At 71.5% G+C, this 15,853-nt stretch carries 11 protein-coding genes; 5 read left to right on the forward strand and 6 right to left on the reverse strand.

From position 1 onward, the window contains the following. Window positions 1–31: 31 nt before the first annotated feature. The 4 genes from OG285_RS04780 to OG285_RS04795 form a co-directional block, all read right to left on the reverse strand. Entirely contained in the window at window positions 32–1,510 is a 1,479-nt protein-coding gene (locus tag OG285_RS04780) for an NCS2 family permease (protein WP_356831282.1), read from the reverse strand. A gap of 231 nt (window positions 1,511–1,741) precedes the next feature. Next, the gene (locus tag OG285_RS04785; protein ID WP_356831283.1) at window positions 1,742–4,126 is read right to left on the reverse strand and encodes a molybdopterin cofactor-binding domain-containing protein; all 2,385 of its coding nucleotides are present in this window, start codon (window positions 4,124–4,126) and stop codon (window positions 1,742–1,744) included. 2 nt (window positions 4,127–4,128) lie between these two features. After that, on the reverse strand, window positions 4,129–4,722 hold the full coding sequence (locus OG285_RS04790; protein WP_356831285.1) for a (2Fe-2S)-binding protein: 594 nt from the start codon (window positions 4,720–4,722) through the stop codon (window positions 4,129–4,131). Continuing rightward, window positions 4,722–5,612 carry a xanthine dehydrogenase family protein subunit M gene (locus OG285_RS04795; protein ID WP_356831287.1) on the reverse strand — a complete coding sequence of 297 codons (891 nt, stop codon included), beginning with the start codon at window positions 5,610–5,612 and terminating at the stop codon, window positions 4,722–4,724. The genes OG285_RS04790 and OG285_RS04795 overlap by 1 nt, the downstream gene beginning before the upstream one ends. Window positions 5,613–5,897: 285 nt before the next feature. On the opposite strand from OG285_RS04795, the gene OG285_RS04800 reads away from it, so the two are divergent. Both OG285_RS04800 and OG285_RS04805 read left to right on the forward strand, forming a co-directional pair. Then, entirely contained in the window at window positions 5,898–7,601 is a 1,704-nt protein-coding gene (locus OG285_RS04800) for a PucR family transcriptional regulator (RefSeq protein WP_371790252.1), read from the forward strand. 152 nt (window positions 7,602–7,753) lie between these two features. Next, on the forward strand, window positions 7,754–8,524 hold the full coding sequence (locus tag OG285_RS04805) for a hypothetical protein (protein ID WP_356831347.1): 771 nt from the start codon (window positions 7,754–7,756) through the stop codon (window positions 8,522–8,524). 102 nt (window positions 8,525–8,626) lie between these two features. Here OG285_RS04805 and OG285_RS04810 read toward each other — a convergent pair whose 3' ends face one another. Then, window positions 8,627–9,460 (reverse strand): GntR family transcriptional regulator, encoded by an 834-nt coding sequence (locus OG285_RS04810; RefSeq protein ID WP_371790253.1) that lies wholly within the window; start codon window positions 9,458–9,460, stop codon window positions 8,627–8,629. Window positions 9,461–9,580: 120 nt separating this feature from the next. Between OG285_RS04810 and OG285_RS04815 the strand changes: the two genes are divergently transcribed. Together OG285_RS04815 and OG285_RS04820 are read left to right on the forward strand one after the other, a co-directional pair. Next, window positions 9,581–10,429, forward strand: coding sequence for a (2Fe-2S)-binding protein (locus OG285_RS04815; RefSeq protein WP_356831293.1), 849 nt, complete (start codon window positions 9,581–9,583; stop codon window positions 10,427–10,429). A 166-nt stretch (window positions 10,430–10,595) separates the two neighbouring features. Beyond that, window positions 10,596–11,666 carry a DUF2637 domain-containing protein gene (locus tag OG285_RS04820; RefSeq protein WP_371790254.1) on the forward strand — a complete coding sequence of 357 codons (1,071 nt, stop codon included), beginning with the start codon at window positions 10,596–10,598 and terminating at the stop codon, window positions 11,664–11,666. A gap of 85 nt (window positions 11,667–11,751) precedes the next feature. Here OG285_RS04820 and OG285_RS04825 read toward each other — a convergent pair whose 3' ends face one another. Next, entirely contained in the window at window positions 11,752–12,210 is a 459-nt protein-coding gene (locus tag OG285_RS04825; protein ID WP_371793449.1) for an ATP-binding protein, read from the reverse strand. A 171-nt stretch (window positions 12,211–12,381) separates the two neighbouring features. Between OG285_RS04825 and OG285_RS04830 the strand changes: the two genes are divergently transcribed. Further along, window positions 12,382–15,489 carry a glycoside hydrolase family 38 C-terminal domain-containing protein gene (locus tag OG285_RS04830; RefSeq protein ID WP_356831297.1) on the forward strand — a complete coding sequence of 1,036 codons (3,108 nt, stop codon included), beginning with the start codon at window positions 12,382–12,384 and terminating at the stop codon, window positions 15,487–15,489. The last annotated feature ends 364 nt before the right edge of the window (window positions 15,490–15,853 follow it).

Below are 15,853 nucleotides of genomic sequence, written 5' to 3' on the forward strand. Positions count from 1 at the left end.
TCTCCTCACGGATGTGTGAAAGGGGGATGGGCTAACTGACGCCCAGCCAGCTCTCGATGGGATGGAGTGCGAAGTAGGCCAGGAACACTGCGGTGAGCACCCACATCAGCCAGCCGATCTCCCGGAACTTGCCCTGGACGGCCTTGATGAGGACGTGGGAGATGACGCCGGCCGCGATGCCCACGGTGATGGAGTAGGCGAACGGCATCAGAACGGTGGTCAGGAACACCGGGATGGAGGTGGCCTGGTCGTTCCAGTCGATGTGCTTGGCGTTGGTCAGCATCATCGAGCCGATGACGACCAGCGCGGCGGACGCGACCTGGGTGGGGATGAGCTGGGCGAGCGGGGTGAAGACCAGGCAGAGCGCGAAGCCGAGGCCGGTGACGACGCTGGCGAGGCCGGTGCGCGCACCGTCGCCGACGCCCGCGGTGGACTCGACGAAGACCGTCTGGCCCGACGCTCCGGCGAGACCGCCGACGATGCCGCCGGCGCCGTCGATGGTCAGGGCCTTGTTGAGGCCCGGCATCTTCCCGTCCTTGTCGACGAGGTTGGCCTGCTGGCCGACGCCGATGATCGTGCCGATCGCGTCGAAGAATCCGGCGAGGACCAGGGTGAAGACGATGACGCCGACGGTGATGCCACCGACGTGACCGATACCGCTGAACGAGACACTGCCGAAGAGGCCGAAGTCCGGCGCGCTGACGGGCGAGCCGTGGAGCGCGGGGGCGTTGAGTCCCCAGTCCTTCTGGCTGAGGCCGGCGACCTGGTGGACGATCGCGGCGAAGACGGTCCCGCCGACGATGCCGATCAGGATCGCGCCGGGGACCTTGCGGACCTGGAGGGCGAAGATCAGCAGGAGGGTGACAGCGAAGCAGACCACCGGCCAGCCGGTGAGCATGTCACTGGTGCCCAGCTGGAGCGGCTTCGCCCCGGTGACGCCGCCGGGGCCCTTCATCCCGGTGACGAACCCGGCCTGGATCAGGCCGATGAGGCACACGAAGAGGCCGATTCCCATGGTGATGGCGTGCTTCAGCGCCAGTGGGATGGCGTTCATGATCAGTTCACGCAGGCCGGTGACGACCAGGAGCACGATGATGGCGCCGTAAATGAGGCACATCGCCATGGCGTTGCCCCAGGTCATCTCGGGGGCGACCTGGTACGCCATCACGGCCGAGACACCGAGCCCCGCCGCGAGGGCCAGCGGCACGTTGCCGATGAAGCCCATCACGAGGGTGGTGACGGCCGCGGCGAGGGCGGTGGCGGTGGTGATCTGGCCGCCGTTGAGGTGGTGGCCCGTGACATCGGCCCCGGAGAGGATCACCGGGTTCAGGAGGATGATGTACGCCATCGCCATGAAGGTGGTGATGCCGCCGCGGACCTCCGTCGCGACGGTCGACCCTCTCTTGGTTATGTGAAAGTACCGGTCCAGCCAAGACCTTCCGGCCGGCTGGCGCGTGCCCGCGCCGGCGTCTTCCGGCACGGTCTCTGGCTCGAGGGACTGCTGGGTCATGGTGCCTACTCCCAAGGTTCAAAGGGGCACCCGCCTGGAGATTGGAGACGCGGGATTTGGGATGCTGCTAGGGCTGCACGACCCGGGGGACGGCCCGAGACGGGGTACTGCAATGTGGGGACTGTGGGGGCAAGGACCGCGAGCGGGGCGGTACTGGGGGCTCCGGGCGGCGCGCGCTGGGAAGTGTGACGTTCCTAGGAGGCACACGCCGCCCGGAGAGCCTGGGGCCGGTCAGGTGGCCGTGAGGTGCTCCGGCCTGACCGGTGTCCGGTTCAGTTCGAGCCCGGTCGCGTTGCGGATCGCCGCGAGGACGGCCGGCGTCGAGGACAGGGTCGGGGCCTCGCCGATACCGCGCAGACCGTACGGCGCGTGCTCATCGGCGAGTTCGAGTACGTCGACGGGGATCGTCGGTGTGTCGAGGATCGTCGGGATGAGGTAGTCCGTGAAGGAGGGGTTGCGCACCCTCGCGGTCTTCGGGTCGACGATGATCTCCTCCATCACCGCGACGCCCAGGCCCTGGGTCGTACCGCCCTGGATCTGGCCGACGACGGAGAGCGGGTTGAGCGCCTTGCCGACGTCCTGGGCCACCGCGAGTTCGATGACCTTGACCAGGCCGAGCTCGGTGTCCACCTCGACGACCGCACGGTGCGCGGCGAACGAGTACTGGACGTGGCCGTCGCCCTGACCGGTCACCAGGTCGAAGGCGACCGTGGGACGGTGGCGCCACTCCAGTTCCAGGTCCACCGCCTCGTCCTCCAGCACGTCGACCAGGTCCGCCAGGACCTCGCCGCCGTCGGTGACGACCTTGCCGCCCTCCAGGAGGAGTTCGGCCGTCGCCCAGGCCGGGTGGTACGTGCCGAGCTTGGCGCGGCCGATCTCCAGGACCTTCTCGCGGACCGCTTCCGCGGTGTTCTTGACCGCGCCGCCGGTCATGTACGTCTGCCGGGAGGCGGACGTCGAACCGGCCGAGCCGACCTGGGTGTCGGCCGGGTGGATGGTCACCTGGTTGACGCCGAGTTCGGTGCGGACGATCTGCGCGTGGACGGTGACGCCGCCCTGGCCGACCTCGGCCATCGCGGTGTGCACGGTCGCGACGGGCTCGCCGTTGATGATCTCCATCCGCACCCGGGCGGTGGAGTAGTCGTCGAAGCCCTCGGAGAAACCGACGTTCTTGAGGCCGACCGCGTAGCCGACACCGCGTACGACGCCCTCGCCGTGCGTGGTGTTGGAGAGCCCGCCGGGCAGGGCGCGGACGTCCGCGTCCTCACCGGCCGAGAGCCACTGCTGCTCGGGCGGCAGCGGACGCGACTTGACCAGCCGCAGCAGCTCGGCGACGGGCGCGGGCGAGTCACAGGCCTGGCCGGTCGGCAGCAGCGTGCCCTGCTCCATGGCGTTGAGCTGGCGGAACTCCACCGGGTCCATGTCCAGCTTCGCCGCGAGCTTGTCCATCTGGGCCTCGTACGCGAAGCACGCCTGGACCGCGCCGAAGCCGCGCATGGCGCCGCAGGGCGGGTTGTTGGTGTACAGCGCGACGGCCTCGATGTCGACGTCCTCGATGACGTACGGGCCCACGGCGAGCGAGGCGGCGTTGCCGACGACGGCCGGGGACGCGGACGCGTACGCGCCGCCGTCCAGCACGATCCGGCACTTCATGTGGGTGAGCTTGCCGTCCTTGGTGACCCCGTGCTCGTAGTGGAGCTTCGCCGGGTGGCGGTGCACATGGCCGAAGAAGGACTCGAACCGGTTGTAGACGATCTTGACCGGCTTGCCGGTGCGGAGCGCCAGGAGGCAGGCGTGGATCTGCATCGACAGGTCCTCGCGGCCGCCGAACGCGCCGCCGACGCCGGAGAGCGTCATCCGGACCTTGTCCTCGGGGAGGCCGAGGACGGGGGCGATCTGCCGGAGGTCGGAGTGCAGCCACTGGGTGGCGACGTACAGGTCGACGCCGCCGTCCTCGGCGGGCACCGCGAGACCGGACTCCGGGCCGAGGAAGGCCTGGTCCTGCATGCCGAAGACGTAGTCGCCGGAGACGATGATGTCGGCGCGCTTCGCGGCCTCGTCGGCGTCGCCGCGGATGACCGGCTGGCGGTGCACGATGTTCGGGTGCGGGACGTGGCCGATGTGGTGGTCGTCGCGGCCCTCGTGGATGAGCAGCGCGTCCGGGCCGGTCGCCGACGCCTCGTCGGTGATGACGGGCAGCTCGACGTACTCGATCTTGATCTTGGCGGCGGCCCGGCGTGCGGTCTCCGGGTGGTCGGCGGCGACGATGGCCACCGGCTCGCCGTGGTGGCGGACCTTGCCGTGAGCGAGAACCGGGGTGTCCTGGATCTCCAGGCCGTAGTTCTTCATCTCGGTGGGCAGGTCGTCGTAGGTGAGCACGGAGTAGACGCCGGAGGTGGCGAGCGCCTCCGAGACGTCGATCGACTTGATCTCGGCGTGCGCGGTGGTGGAGCGGAGCGTGAAGCCCCAGAGCATGTCCTCGTGCCACATGTCGGACGAGTACGCGAACTCGCCGGTGACCTTGAGGGTGCCGTCGGGGCGGAGCGTGGACTCGCCGATGCCGCCCTTGGTCTTCGACCTCTGCTGGATGTTGGTGGGTGAACCAGTGACGCCCATGATCAGACCGTCTCTTCCTGGCGAGCGGCCGCGAGGCGGACCGCGTCGAGGATCTTCTCGTAACCGGTGCAGCGGCAGAGGTTGCCGGAGAGCGCCTCACGGATGTCCGCGTCGGACGGCGAGTCGTTCTGCTCCAGCAGTTCGTCGGCGGCGACCAGCAGACCCGGGGTGCAGAAACCGCACTGCACGGCGCCGGCGTCGATGAACGCCTGCTGGATCGGGGAGAGTTCGCGGGTCTCGCCGGAACGGCCGTCGGTCGGCTTGGACTGCCAGCGCTTGGCGTCGTCCAGGCTGGTGCCGCAGCCGGAGGAGCCGCAGCCGGTGCCGGGGTGGGCGCCCTCGCGGTGCTTGGCGTAGTCCGCCAGGCCCTCGACCGTGACGATCTCGCGGCCCTCGGCCTGCCCGGCGGCGACCAGGCAGGAACAGACCGGGACGCCGTCGAGGCGCACCGTGCAGGAGCCGCATTCGCCCTGCTCGCAGGCGTTCTTGGAACCGGGCAGGCCCATGCGCTCGCGGAGCACGTAGAGCAGGCTCTCGCCCTCCCAGACGTCGTCGGCCTCCTGCGGACGGCCGTTGACCGTGAAGTTCACGCGCATTATGCGACTCCCTCTGTGCTGCGGCCGTTGCCGCGGTACGACTCCCAGGTCCAGCCGAGCGTGCGGCGGGCCATGATGCCGACGGCGTGGCGGCGGTAGCTCGCCGTACCGCGGACGTCGTCGATCGGGTTCGCCGCGCCGGAGACCAGCTGAGCGAACTGCTTGGCGATCGACGGAGTGATGATCTTTCCGCTCTCCCAGAAGCCGCCCTCGTCGAGCGCCGCGTTCAGGAAGTCCTCGGCCGCCTTCGCCCGGATCGGGGTCGGCGCCGCCGATCCGATGCCGGTGCGGACGGTGCGGGTCTCGGGGTGCAGCGCGATACCGAAGGCGCACACCGCGATGACCATGGCGTTGCGGGTGCCGACCTTGGAGTACTGCTGCGGGCCGTCGGCCTTCTTGAAGTGGACCGACTTGATGAGCTCGTCGGGGGCGAGCGCGTTGCGCTTCACCCCGGTGTAGAAGTCGTCGATGGGGATCAGCCGGGAGCCGCGCACCGACTCGGCCTCGACCTGGCAGTCGGCGGCGAGCAGCGCCGGGTGGGCGTCACCGGCGGGCGACGCGGTGCCGAGGTTGCCGCCGACACCGCCGCGGTTGCGGATCTGCGGGGAGGCCACGGTGTGGGACGCGAGCGCGAGACCGGGCAGCTCGGTGCGCAGGTTCTCCATGATCTTGGCGTACGGAACGGACGCGCCCAGCTGGACGGTCTCCTCGCCGACATGCCACTCGCTGAGGAGGCCGATGCGGTTCAGGTCCAGGAGGTACTGGGGCCGGCGGTGGTCGAAGTTGATCTCCACCATGATGTCGGTACCACCGGCGATCGGCACAGCCGTGGGGTGCTCGGCCTTGGCGGCGAGCGCCTCCTCCCAGCTGGCGGGGCGAAGGAAGTCCATGTAGTGGCTCTCTTCTTCTCATTCGGGGTTGTTCGCTGGGGCCTGGACGGCCGGCCCTCGACTGGACGTTCATCTGCTGTTAACGCTTGACGGCACAAGTACACAAGCCGGGCCGCGCGGGGTGCAGTCACCGAAACCATGAAGGAGTTGGCTGGTGACCTTGGTCGTCTTGTATGTTCGAACGAAAGACAAGGTTCAGTTACCTCTTGGCTTTCCTCTGGAAACGACAAGTTCCGCCGACCGGCTGCACCGGATCGGCGGACGATACGGATCGGCGGCGACGAGATGCGGCTGCGCGCACTGCTGGACACGGACGCGCTGGGCCTGCGGCTGCTCGGCGGTGAGGACGAGCTGGACCGCACGGTCCGCGGCGTGATGACCACGGACCTGCGTGACCCGAGCCGGTATCTCACCGGTGGTGAACTGGTCCTGACGGGGCTCGCCTGGCGGCGCTCCGCGGAGGACTCCGAGCCGTTCGTACGAATCCTGGCGGGCGCCGGGGTCGTGGGGCTGGCGGCGGGCGAGGCGGAGCTGGGGGGCGTCCCCGACGACCTGGTGGAGGCCTGTGTGCGCCACCGGCTGCCGGTCTTCGCGGTGGAGGAATCGGTCGCCTTCGCCGTCGTCACCGAATACGTGGTGCGACAGGTCTCGGGCGAGCGGGCCGGGGACCTCGCCGCCGTCGTGGACCGGCACCGCAGGCTGATGACCTCGGGCCCGGCGGGCGGCGGCCCCGACGTGGTGCTCGACCTGCTGACCACCGACCTGGACCTGCACGCCTGGGTGCTCTCGCCCACCGGCCGGCAGATCGCCGGAGCGGGCGACCCGCTGCCGGAGGGGACCGGCGCCGTACTGGCGGCCGGGCATCTCGCCGCGACCCGGACGGGGCGCCGGGGTCCGCACCGGGTCACGGTGGACTCCACCTCGTACTCGCTGTTCCCGGTGCGGGGCGGCGGGCGCGGTGTGGCGTCCGGCCCGCGCGATGTGCGCGAGACGGTGCTCTCCGACTGGCTGCTCGCCGTCGAGGCGGACGCGGGCGACTGGCCCGCGGCCCGGCTGGATCTGCTCCAGGGTGTGACCCAGCTGATCGCCGTCGAGCGCGACCGGCGCGACGCGGCCAGGACCGTACGGCGCAGGCTCGCCCAGGAAGTGCTCGAACTGGTCCAGACGGGTGCGCCGCCGGCCGAGATCGCGGCCAGGCTGCGGGTGGCCGCGCCGGTGCTGATGCCGGGCATCGGGACGGCCCCGCGCTGGCAGGTGGTCGTCGCCCGGGTCGACTGGGACCAGCAGGACGGACCCGTGATCGACGCGGGCCCGGTGGCCCAGTCCCTCCTTGAGGAGATCCTGGTCGAGCAGGCGCTGCCGGGCGGCTCGGGCCCGGGTTCGTCCGACCGGATCGCGGTGGCCCACACGGGCGACGAGGCCATCGCGCTCGTCCCCCTGCCGCCGCTCGCCCCGGAGGCCGGTGAGGACGACGCGGACCAGGACTCGGACGTCGGGCTGCACGCGGACGAGCTGCTCACCGCCGTACGCGAACCGCTCACGGCCGGGCTCGCCGACGACGGGCGGCTGACACTCGGGATCTCCGCCTCCGTGCACTCGGCCGAGGGGCTGCGCGGCGCCCTGGAGGAGGCCAGACACGCCCGGCGGGTGGCCGCGGCCCGGCCCGGCCGGGTCTGCGCGGCGGGCCACCACGAGCTCGCCTCGCACGTGCTGCTGCTGCCGTTCGTCCCCGACGACGTACGCCGGGCGTTCACCGCCCGGCTGCTCGACCCGCTGCGGGACTACGACCGGCGGCACCGGGCGGAGCTGATCCCGACCCTGGAGGCCTTCCTGGACTGCGACGGTTCGTGGACCCGCTGTGCGACCCGGCTGCACCTGCATGTCAACACGCTGCGCTACCGCGTCGGCCGGATCGAGCAGTTGACGGGGCGTGATCTCTCTCGCCTGGAGGACAAGCTCGATTTCTTCCTGGCCCTGCGGATGAGCTGACGCGCGGGGCCCCGCGGGGGCCCGCGCGGAGCCGCAACATTGTGAATTGATTCACTCAACCCCTTGGCCCGGCATGCCAATCCGTGCTGAGATGCGCCCAGACTCAACAGCTCAATGGTGCGCTCGGGGAGGGCAATGTGGCCTATACCGCCATGTCTGGTTACGGAACGACAGCTGATGACGATCCTCCACTCCAGACCGCGGTATGGCGGCTGCGTTCGCGCGGCTGCTGGGCGGACGCGGCCGCCCTGCTGGAACCGCACGCGAAGCACGACGCCGAAGCAGCCCTGCACCGGGCCGCGCTGCTGATCGAGCGGTGTCTCTACACGGAGCAGGGCTGGACGGACGCGGAGGACGCCCTGCGGACGGCCGAAGCGCTCGCCCGCAGCGACGAGGCACGCGGTGCCGCGGCCTGCGAACGCGGCCAGCTCGGTTACGCGTCGACCCTCCTGGGCGTCCGGGACCGGGCCGACGAGGCACGGGCCGCGATGGGCAGGGCCGCCGCCCTGATCGCGCCCGGGTCTCCGGGCCGGCCGCTCCTGGACTTCCGCCGCGGGCTCATCGCCCAGAACCTCGCGGACTCGGCCCAGTCGGCGCGCGCCGCCTACCGCCGGGCCCACGCGGGCGCCACGGCGCACGGTCAGACGCTGCTGCTCTCCTTCACCTGGCGCCATCTGGCCTCACTCGCGCTGCGGGAGGGCGAACTCGCCGAGGCCAGGCACGGCTTCACCGAGTCCCTGCGGATACGGGAGGAGCTGGGCTACCTCGTCGGTACGGCCCCGGCACTCGCCGCGCTCGCCGACGCGGAGCCCGAACCGGAGGCGACCAGGCTGCGGGCCGAGGCGGCCCGGCTGTTCCGGCTGCTCGACGGCGTTCCGACCTGGCTGGCGGCGCAGCTCACCCCGCCGGCCGCGGCGGTGTGAGCCCACGGCGGTACTGCGGCGCGGTACGGAAGCCCCGCACCGGCGGCCCAGACCGGGCCGCGCCGGCTGAACCGGAGCTCCCAGTGCACCGGATGCTCCGGTTCAGCCGGGTGCGCCCGTGAAGTGCTCCCGTACGAGCGACTGGACGACCGTCAGGTCGCGGGCGATCAGGGCGTCCAGCAGGGCGGTGTGCTCCGACGCGTCCGCGAGGAGGTCGGCGCGCCGGGTGACGGGCGCGCTCACCAGCGGCCACTGGGCCTTGCGGTGCAGGTCGTCGGCGACGGCGACCAGCTGCTGGTTCCCCGAGAGACCGAGTACGGCCCCGTGGAAGGCCCGGTCCGACTCGGCGTAGCGGGCACGGTCGCCGACCGCGGCGGCGGAGACCGTGGCCTCGGCGAGCGGCCGCAGCTCGGCCCAGCGGTCCGCCGGGACGGCGCGCGCCAGCCGCAGCATCACCGGGACCTCGATCAGTGCCCGTACCTCGGCCAGCTCGGCGAGTTCCCGAGCGCTCCGCTCGGCGACCCGGAAGCCTCGGTTCGGCACGACCTCGACGGCGCCCTCGACCGCGAGCTGCTGCATGGCCTCCCGTACCGGGGTGGCCGAGACGCCGAAGCGCTCGCCGAGCGACGGGCCGGAGTAGACCTCGCCGGGGACCAGCTCGCCGTCCACCAGGGCGGTGCGCAACGCGTCGAGGATCTGACCGCGCACCGAATGGCGCCGCACCTGCTTCGTCTCAGGGGCCGCCGGGATGCCGGTACCTCCGGACACCGGCCGCACCGTCCCCGCGGCCGGCTCGCAGCGGCGGTGCTCACCACGGTCCGGTCCTGCGGTTTCACGCTGTTCGGGGCTGCGGGCGGGATCGGGGATCCGGGCCGGGCCGGGCGGATGCGCGGACGCGTGCGGCTGTACCGCGTCGCATCCTCTGCCCTGTTCCACCTGGGTCCTCCTCCGGCGTCCTGTTCAGCACGATAGGCGGACTGGGCTCCAGTTCAAACATCGATCGGATCGGATAAGGTAAGGCTTACCTGTCAACGATCGCGATTCGGTGGTCCTTGCATGCCCGTCTCCACCTTGCTGCGCTCCCCCGTCACCGCCGCCTACGAACGGCTGGCCGGGGTGTTTCCCGGCCTGTCCGTCACCGAGCCCGCGGACGGGCTCGCCCCGTCCGGCGGCGGCTGGGTGTCCGCCGCCGACCTCGCGGCGGGCGGCAGCGCGCTCGACGCCTTCCTCGACTGGGACAGCGCCCAGGTGCTGCGGGACTACGGACAGCGGGCCCGGCCCGACGTCATCGCCAGCTTCGGCTTCCACCGGTACGCCTGGCCCGCCTGTCTGCTGATCACGGTCCCGTGGTTCCTGCACCGCAGGGTGCCGAGGCTCCCGGTCGGCGCCGTCGCCTTCCAGCGCACGCTGGGCCGGATGGCCGTACGGACCGACACGTTCGCCTGTCTTCCGGACGACCCGGCGGCCGGGGCGCCCGGCGCGCGCGTGGTCGCGGACGAGGACGCGCTGCGGGCCGAGGTGCGGGCGGCGGTCGCCGAGCATCTGGAGCCGGTGCTCGACGGCTTCGGGCCGCGGATGCGCCGCGGCCGGCGGGCGCTGTGGGGGATGGCGACCGACGAGATCGTGGAAGGCCTCTGGTACATCGGCCATCTGCTCGGCGAGGAGTCGCGCGCGGTGGCGGAGCTGGAGCTGCTGCTGCCGGGGGCCACCGCGCCGTATGTCGGCACGGCCGGCTTCCGGGAGCTGACCGGGCCTCAGGGCCGGCCGCTGCCGACCCGCGACCGCGCGAGCTGCTGCCTCTTCTACACCGTGCGCCCCGGGGACACCTGCGTTACCTGCCCCCGCACCTGCGACGCCGACCGAGTGGCCAGGCTCAGCGCTGACACCCCTCCTTCGGCTGACTGAATTCGAACCCAACCCAGCTCGCACGCAAGGCAGTTCGACCAGATCGCCCCTATCCGGTGTTCCCCGCACTCCGTTGGCGTGCTCTTGCCCCGAAACGCTCGGAGCGTCCCGGGATCTGAGCCAATATTGCGGCCGCAAGGCACTGACGCGATGCAAGGGACACCGCATGCGACTGACCGACATATCTCTGGACTGGCTGCTTCCCGGTGGCGTGATGATCGCGGGGGTCCTGGTCGCGGTGGCGGTGCTCGTGCGCGGCAGGCGCTCCGCCGACAAGGGATCGGCCGACGACACCTGGGAGCGCAGCGAGGAACGCAGACGGCACAAGGAGGCGGTCTACGGAACCGCCTCGTATCTGCTGCTGTTCTGCTGCGCGGCGGTTGCCGCCGCGCTGTCCTTCCACGGACTGGTCGGCTTCGGCCGGCAGAACCTCAACCTCACGGGCGGCTGGGAGTACCTGGTCCCGTTCGGCCTCGACGGCGCCGCCATGTTCTGCTCCGTGCTGGCCGTGCGGGAGGCGAGCCACGGTGACGCGGCGCTCGGCTCCCGGCTGCTGGTGTGGACGTTCGCCGGCGCGGCGGCCTGGTTCAACTGGGTGCACGCACCGCGCGGTCTGGCCCACGCGGGCGCCCCGCAGTTCTTCGCGGGGATGTCGCTCTCGGCCGCGGTGCTGTTCGACCGCGCGCTGAAGCAGACCCGGGTGGCGGCGCTGCGCGAGCAGGGGCTCGTCCCCCGCCCGCTGCCGCAGATCCGGATCGTACGGTGGCTGCGTGCTCCCCGGGAGACCTTCGGCGCCTGGTCGCTGATGCTCCTGGAGGGTGTGCGGACGCTGGACGAGGCGGTCGACGAGGTCCGTGACGACCGGCGCCAGAAGGAGCAGAACCGGCTCCGGAAGCGGGAGCACGACAAGCTGGAACGAGCCCACCTCAAGGCGATCAACCGGCAGCACCGGTCGCTGGGGCGCGGTCGCGGCAGCCGTCAGGTGGAGGCTGCGGGCTCGCCTCCGGCCGTGGGTGCGGCGAAGGCGGTATCGGAGCCTGCCATACCCGAGCCGGGACAACTGCCCTTACGCTCCAGGCCCTCCCTGCAGGCCGTGACGAGTCCTGACTCCGACCGGGCCACGACGGGAACGGACGCCGTGACCGTCGACCTCACCGCTGAGGACGACACCCAGACACTCCCCCGCCTCGACTCCCTGGAGCAGAAACTGAAGGATCTCGAACAGCAATTCGGCTGAGCGATGCCGCATGACGCGTACCCCTGAATCCGGCGGAAGTCGCTGCCGGATTCAGGGGTACGGCCCGAAGGCGGTCAGGTGTGAGTCACACCTGACCGCCTTCGAGTTCGAACCAGACCGATTTCCCCACCTCGTGCGTCCGTACGCCCCAGGCGTCCGCGAGTGCCTGCACCAGGACCAGGCCCCGGCCGTGCGTGCTCTCGTCGGTGGCCCGGCCCGGCTCCGGCTGCCCCGGTGTGAAATCCCTGACCTCCACCCGGAGCCCGGCCGGGCCGACCCCGGCCGTGACGACCGCCCCCCGGTCGGTGTGGATCAGTGCGTTCGTCACCAGTTCGCTGGTGAGCAGCTCGGCGACATCGGCACTGCTCTGGCTCCCGCACCGCCGCAGCAGTTCCCGGAGCCCGTGCCGTACGTCCTTCACCGCCGGCAGGTCCCCCCGGCCCAGTCTGCGGCGCAGCCGTCCGCTCCGGCGCCCCCCTGGCGTGCCGGATCCCTGGCCGCACCGGTCGGGTGCGGTACTCGTGCCACTGTGACGCCCCGTCATATCCCCCGCCTGCAAGTCGTGGTGCTCTGTCATGCTCGAAGTCGTGCTCGAACAGCTCACGCAATGCATGCCCGGCAGGCGGGTGCTCACGCATGCCGGGCGGGTGCCGTGCGCTCCACCGGGGAAGGCAAGCGGGGAACGTCACGCCGATCCGATGCCGTAGGAGCCGCGATGCACGACGACCGATCGCTGGTTGAGGGCCGCCTGGAACGGGCCCTGCACCAGTTCATCCGCCCCGCGCAGTACACGGACCGGGTGGGGCTCGCCCTGTCCGTCTGGCATGCGCCGGGCGAGCCGGTGCCCGTGGCGGAGGCGTTGCGTGGCACGTACGAGCCCTTCGCGGCCGGGACGCAGTGGGGGCGGCCCTGGTCGACCAGCTGGTTCCGGCTGGAGGGCGCCGTCCCCGACGCCTGGGCCGGCCGCCGGGTGGAGGCTGTGATCGACCCGGGATTCACCGGCGACGGCCCCGGATTCCAGGCCGAGGGGATGATCTACGACGCCGGGGGCGTGCCGGTCAAGGGCATCCACCCGCGCAACCGCCACGTGCCCGTGGCGGCGCCCGCGGCGGGCGGCGAGCCGGTGAGTCTGCTGCTGGAGGCCGCCGCCAACCCCGCGGTGCTGCGGCACGGATTCGAACCGACGCGGCTGGGCGACGTACTGACCGCGGGCGACGATCCCGGCTACCGGTTCGCATCGGCGGATCTCGCCGTCCTGAACGAAGACGTCTGGCACCTGGTCACCGACATCGAGGTGCTCTCCGAGCTGATGCGGGAGCTGCCGGCCGACCGGAGCAGGCACCACGAGATCCTGCGCGCCCTGGAGGACATGCTGGACGCGCTGGACCTGCACGACGTGCCGGGTACGGCGGCGGCCGGGCGGGAGGCGCTCGCGCCCGCGCTGGCCAGGCCCGCCGAGGCGGGCGCGCACCGGATCTCGGCCACCGGCCACGCGCACATCGACTCGGCCTGGCTGTGGCCGCTGCGCGAGACCGTGCGGAAGGCGTCACGGACCTTCGCCAATGTGACGGCGCTGGCCGCCGACTATCCCGAGCTGGTCTTCGCCTGCTCGCAGGCCCAGCAGTACGCCTGGGTCAAGGAGCACCAGCCGCACATCTGGCAGCGCATCAAGAAGGCCGTGGCGGACGGCAACTGGGCCCCGGTCGGCTCCATGTGGGTCGAGTCGGACGCCAACATGCCGGGCGGCGAGGCGCTGGCCCGCCAGATCGTGCACGGCAGGCGTTTCTTCACCGAGGAGCTGGGGGTCGAGACCGAGGAGATCTGGCTGCCGGACTCCTTCGGCTACACGGCGGCCTTCCCGCAGCTGGCCAAGCTCGCGGGAATCAGGTGGTTCCTCACCCAGAAGCTGTCCTGGAACCAGGCGAACCGGATGCCGCACCACTCCTTCTGGTGGGAGGGCATCGACGGGACCCGGGTCTTCACCCACTTCCCGCCCGTCGACACCTACAACTCCCAGCTGCACGGGTCCGAACTGGCCCACGCCGAGCGGAACTTCGCGGACAAGGGACGGGCGACCCGCTCCCTGGTGCCGTTCGGCTGGGGCGACGGCGGGGGCGGCCCGACCCGCGAGATGCTGGAGAAGGCGCGCAGGCTCCGGGACCTGGAGGGCTCACCGCGCGTCGGGATCGAGAAGCCCTCGGCGTTCTTCGAGGCGGCCGAGAAGGAGTACGGGCGGCAGGCGCCCGTCTGGTCGGGCGAGCTCTATCTGGAGCTGCACCGCGCCACGTACACCACCCAGGCGAAGACCAAGCAGGGCAACCGCCGCAGCGAACACCTCCTGCGGGAGGCCGAGTTGTGGGCGACGGCGGCCGCGCTCCGGTCGGCGGCGTACGCCTATCCGCACGATGAGCTGGACCGGATCTGGAAGACCGTACTGCTGCACCAGTTCCACGACATCCTGCCGGGTTCGTCGATCGCCTGGGTCCACCGGGAGGCCCGTGATACCTACGCGCGGCTGCGGGAGGAGCTGGAGGCGGTCATCACCGGGGCGGTCGCCGCACTCGAACTGGGCCCGGACGTAAGGCCGCCGAGCGGATCCCACTCCCCCAGGACCGTGCTCAACGCCTCACCGTACGGGCGCCGCGAGGTCGTCCGTACCGCGGACAGCACCGGAGGCACGGCGGACGGCGGCACCCTCGCCTTCGTCGACGTACCGCCCCTCGGGTCCGCGCCGCTCAGCGGCGCGGCGGCCGGCGCCGCCGCCACAGTGACCCGGGACGGCCCGGCGGTCGTCCTCGACAACGGGCTGCTGCGGGTCACGGTGGACTCCGACGGGCTGCTGTCCTCGGTGCGCGATCTGACGGCGGGCCGCGAGGTCCTGGCACCCGGGAGCCGCGGCAATCTGCTCCAGCTGCACCCGGACCACCCCAACCAGTGGGACGCCTGGGACATCGACCGGCACTACCGGCGCAGCCGCACCGATCTCACCGCCGCCGATTCGGTGGAGGTCGTCGGCACGGGGCCGCTGCGGGCGGCGGTGCGGGTCGTGCGGACCTTCGGAGCCTCGCGTATCACCCAGGAGCTGCGGCTCGACGCGGAGAGCCCGCGCCTCGATGTCGTCACGGAAGCCGACTGGCAGGAGTCCGAGAAGGTGCTCAAGGCCGCCTTCCCGCTCGATGTGCACGCCGAACGGTCCACGGCGGAGATCCAGTTCGGCCATGTGCACCGCGCCACACACGCCAACACCAGCTGGGACGCGGCCCGGTTCGAGATCTGCGCGCACCGCTGGCTGCGGGTCGCCGAACCGGGGTACGGGGTCGCGGTGCTCAACGACTCGACGTACGGCCACGATGTGACGCGGGCGGAGCACCGGGACGGACTTGGCACGACCGTACGGCTGACGCTGCTGCGCGCCCCGCACAGCCCGGACCCGGAGACGGACCTGGGGACCCACCGGTTCAGCTACGCGCTGTACCCGGGGGCGGGGGTGACCGGCGCCGTACGCGAGGGTCTCGCGCTCAATCTGCCGCTGCGGACGGCGGACGCCCCGGCGCTGGCGCCGCTGGTGACCACGGACCATCCGGCCGTGACGGTGGAGTCGGTGAAGCTCGCCGAGGACCGCAGCGGGGATGTGGTGGTGCGGCTCTACGAGTCGGCGGGCGGGCGCGCGGACGCCACGGTCGGCTTCGGATTCCCGGTGGGACGTGCCGAGATCACCGACCTGCTGGAACGGCCGCTGCGGGAGGTGACGGCCGGCGGGGACGCGCTCGCGGTGGCGCTGCGGCCCTTCCAGATCCTGACACTCCGGGTGCGCCCCGCCTGAGGGCCGCCCGCTCCGAGGTGTATTCCGGAGCGGGCGGCGCCACTTCTCCCTCACGCCCTGCGGCCCGGGCCTGTCGCGCAGCGGCTGTACGAGGAGCGGGCAGAGCCGTGGTCAGCCGACCTCATCGACTCGCACGGCCCTGCCGCCCCTCACCCGCGCGACCGGCTGTGTGACGAGCAGCCGCACGGGGGCTTCAACTGGTATCGAGTGGCCCCGGCGTCATGGGTGCTGGATCTTCCATCACCACGCCTTTGGCCGGTATTCCCCCTGACCGACCTTGTCGACGTCCGCACCGGCATGGATCGGACACGTACACGCCGGCCAGACCGACGACGCCTCAGGCGCCTCCAGAGGAGCCACGGAT

This window comes from Streptomyces sp. NBC_01471 (assembly GCF_041438865.1).
In the GTDB taxonomy this organism is placed as follows: domain Bacteria; phylum Actinomycetota; class Actinomycetes; order Streptomycetales; family Streptomycetaceae; genus Streptomyces.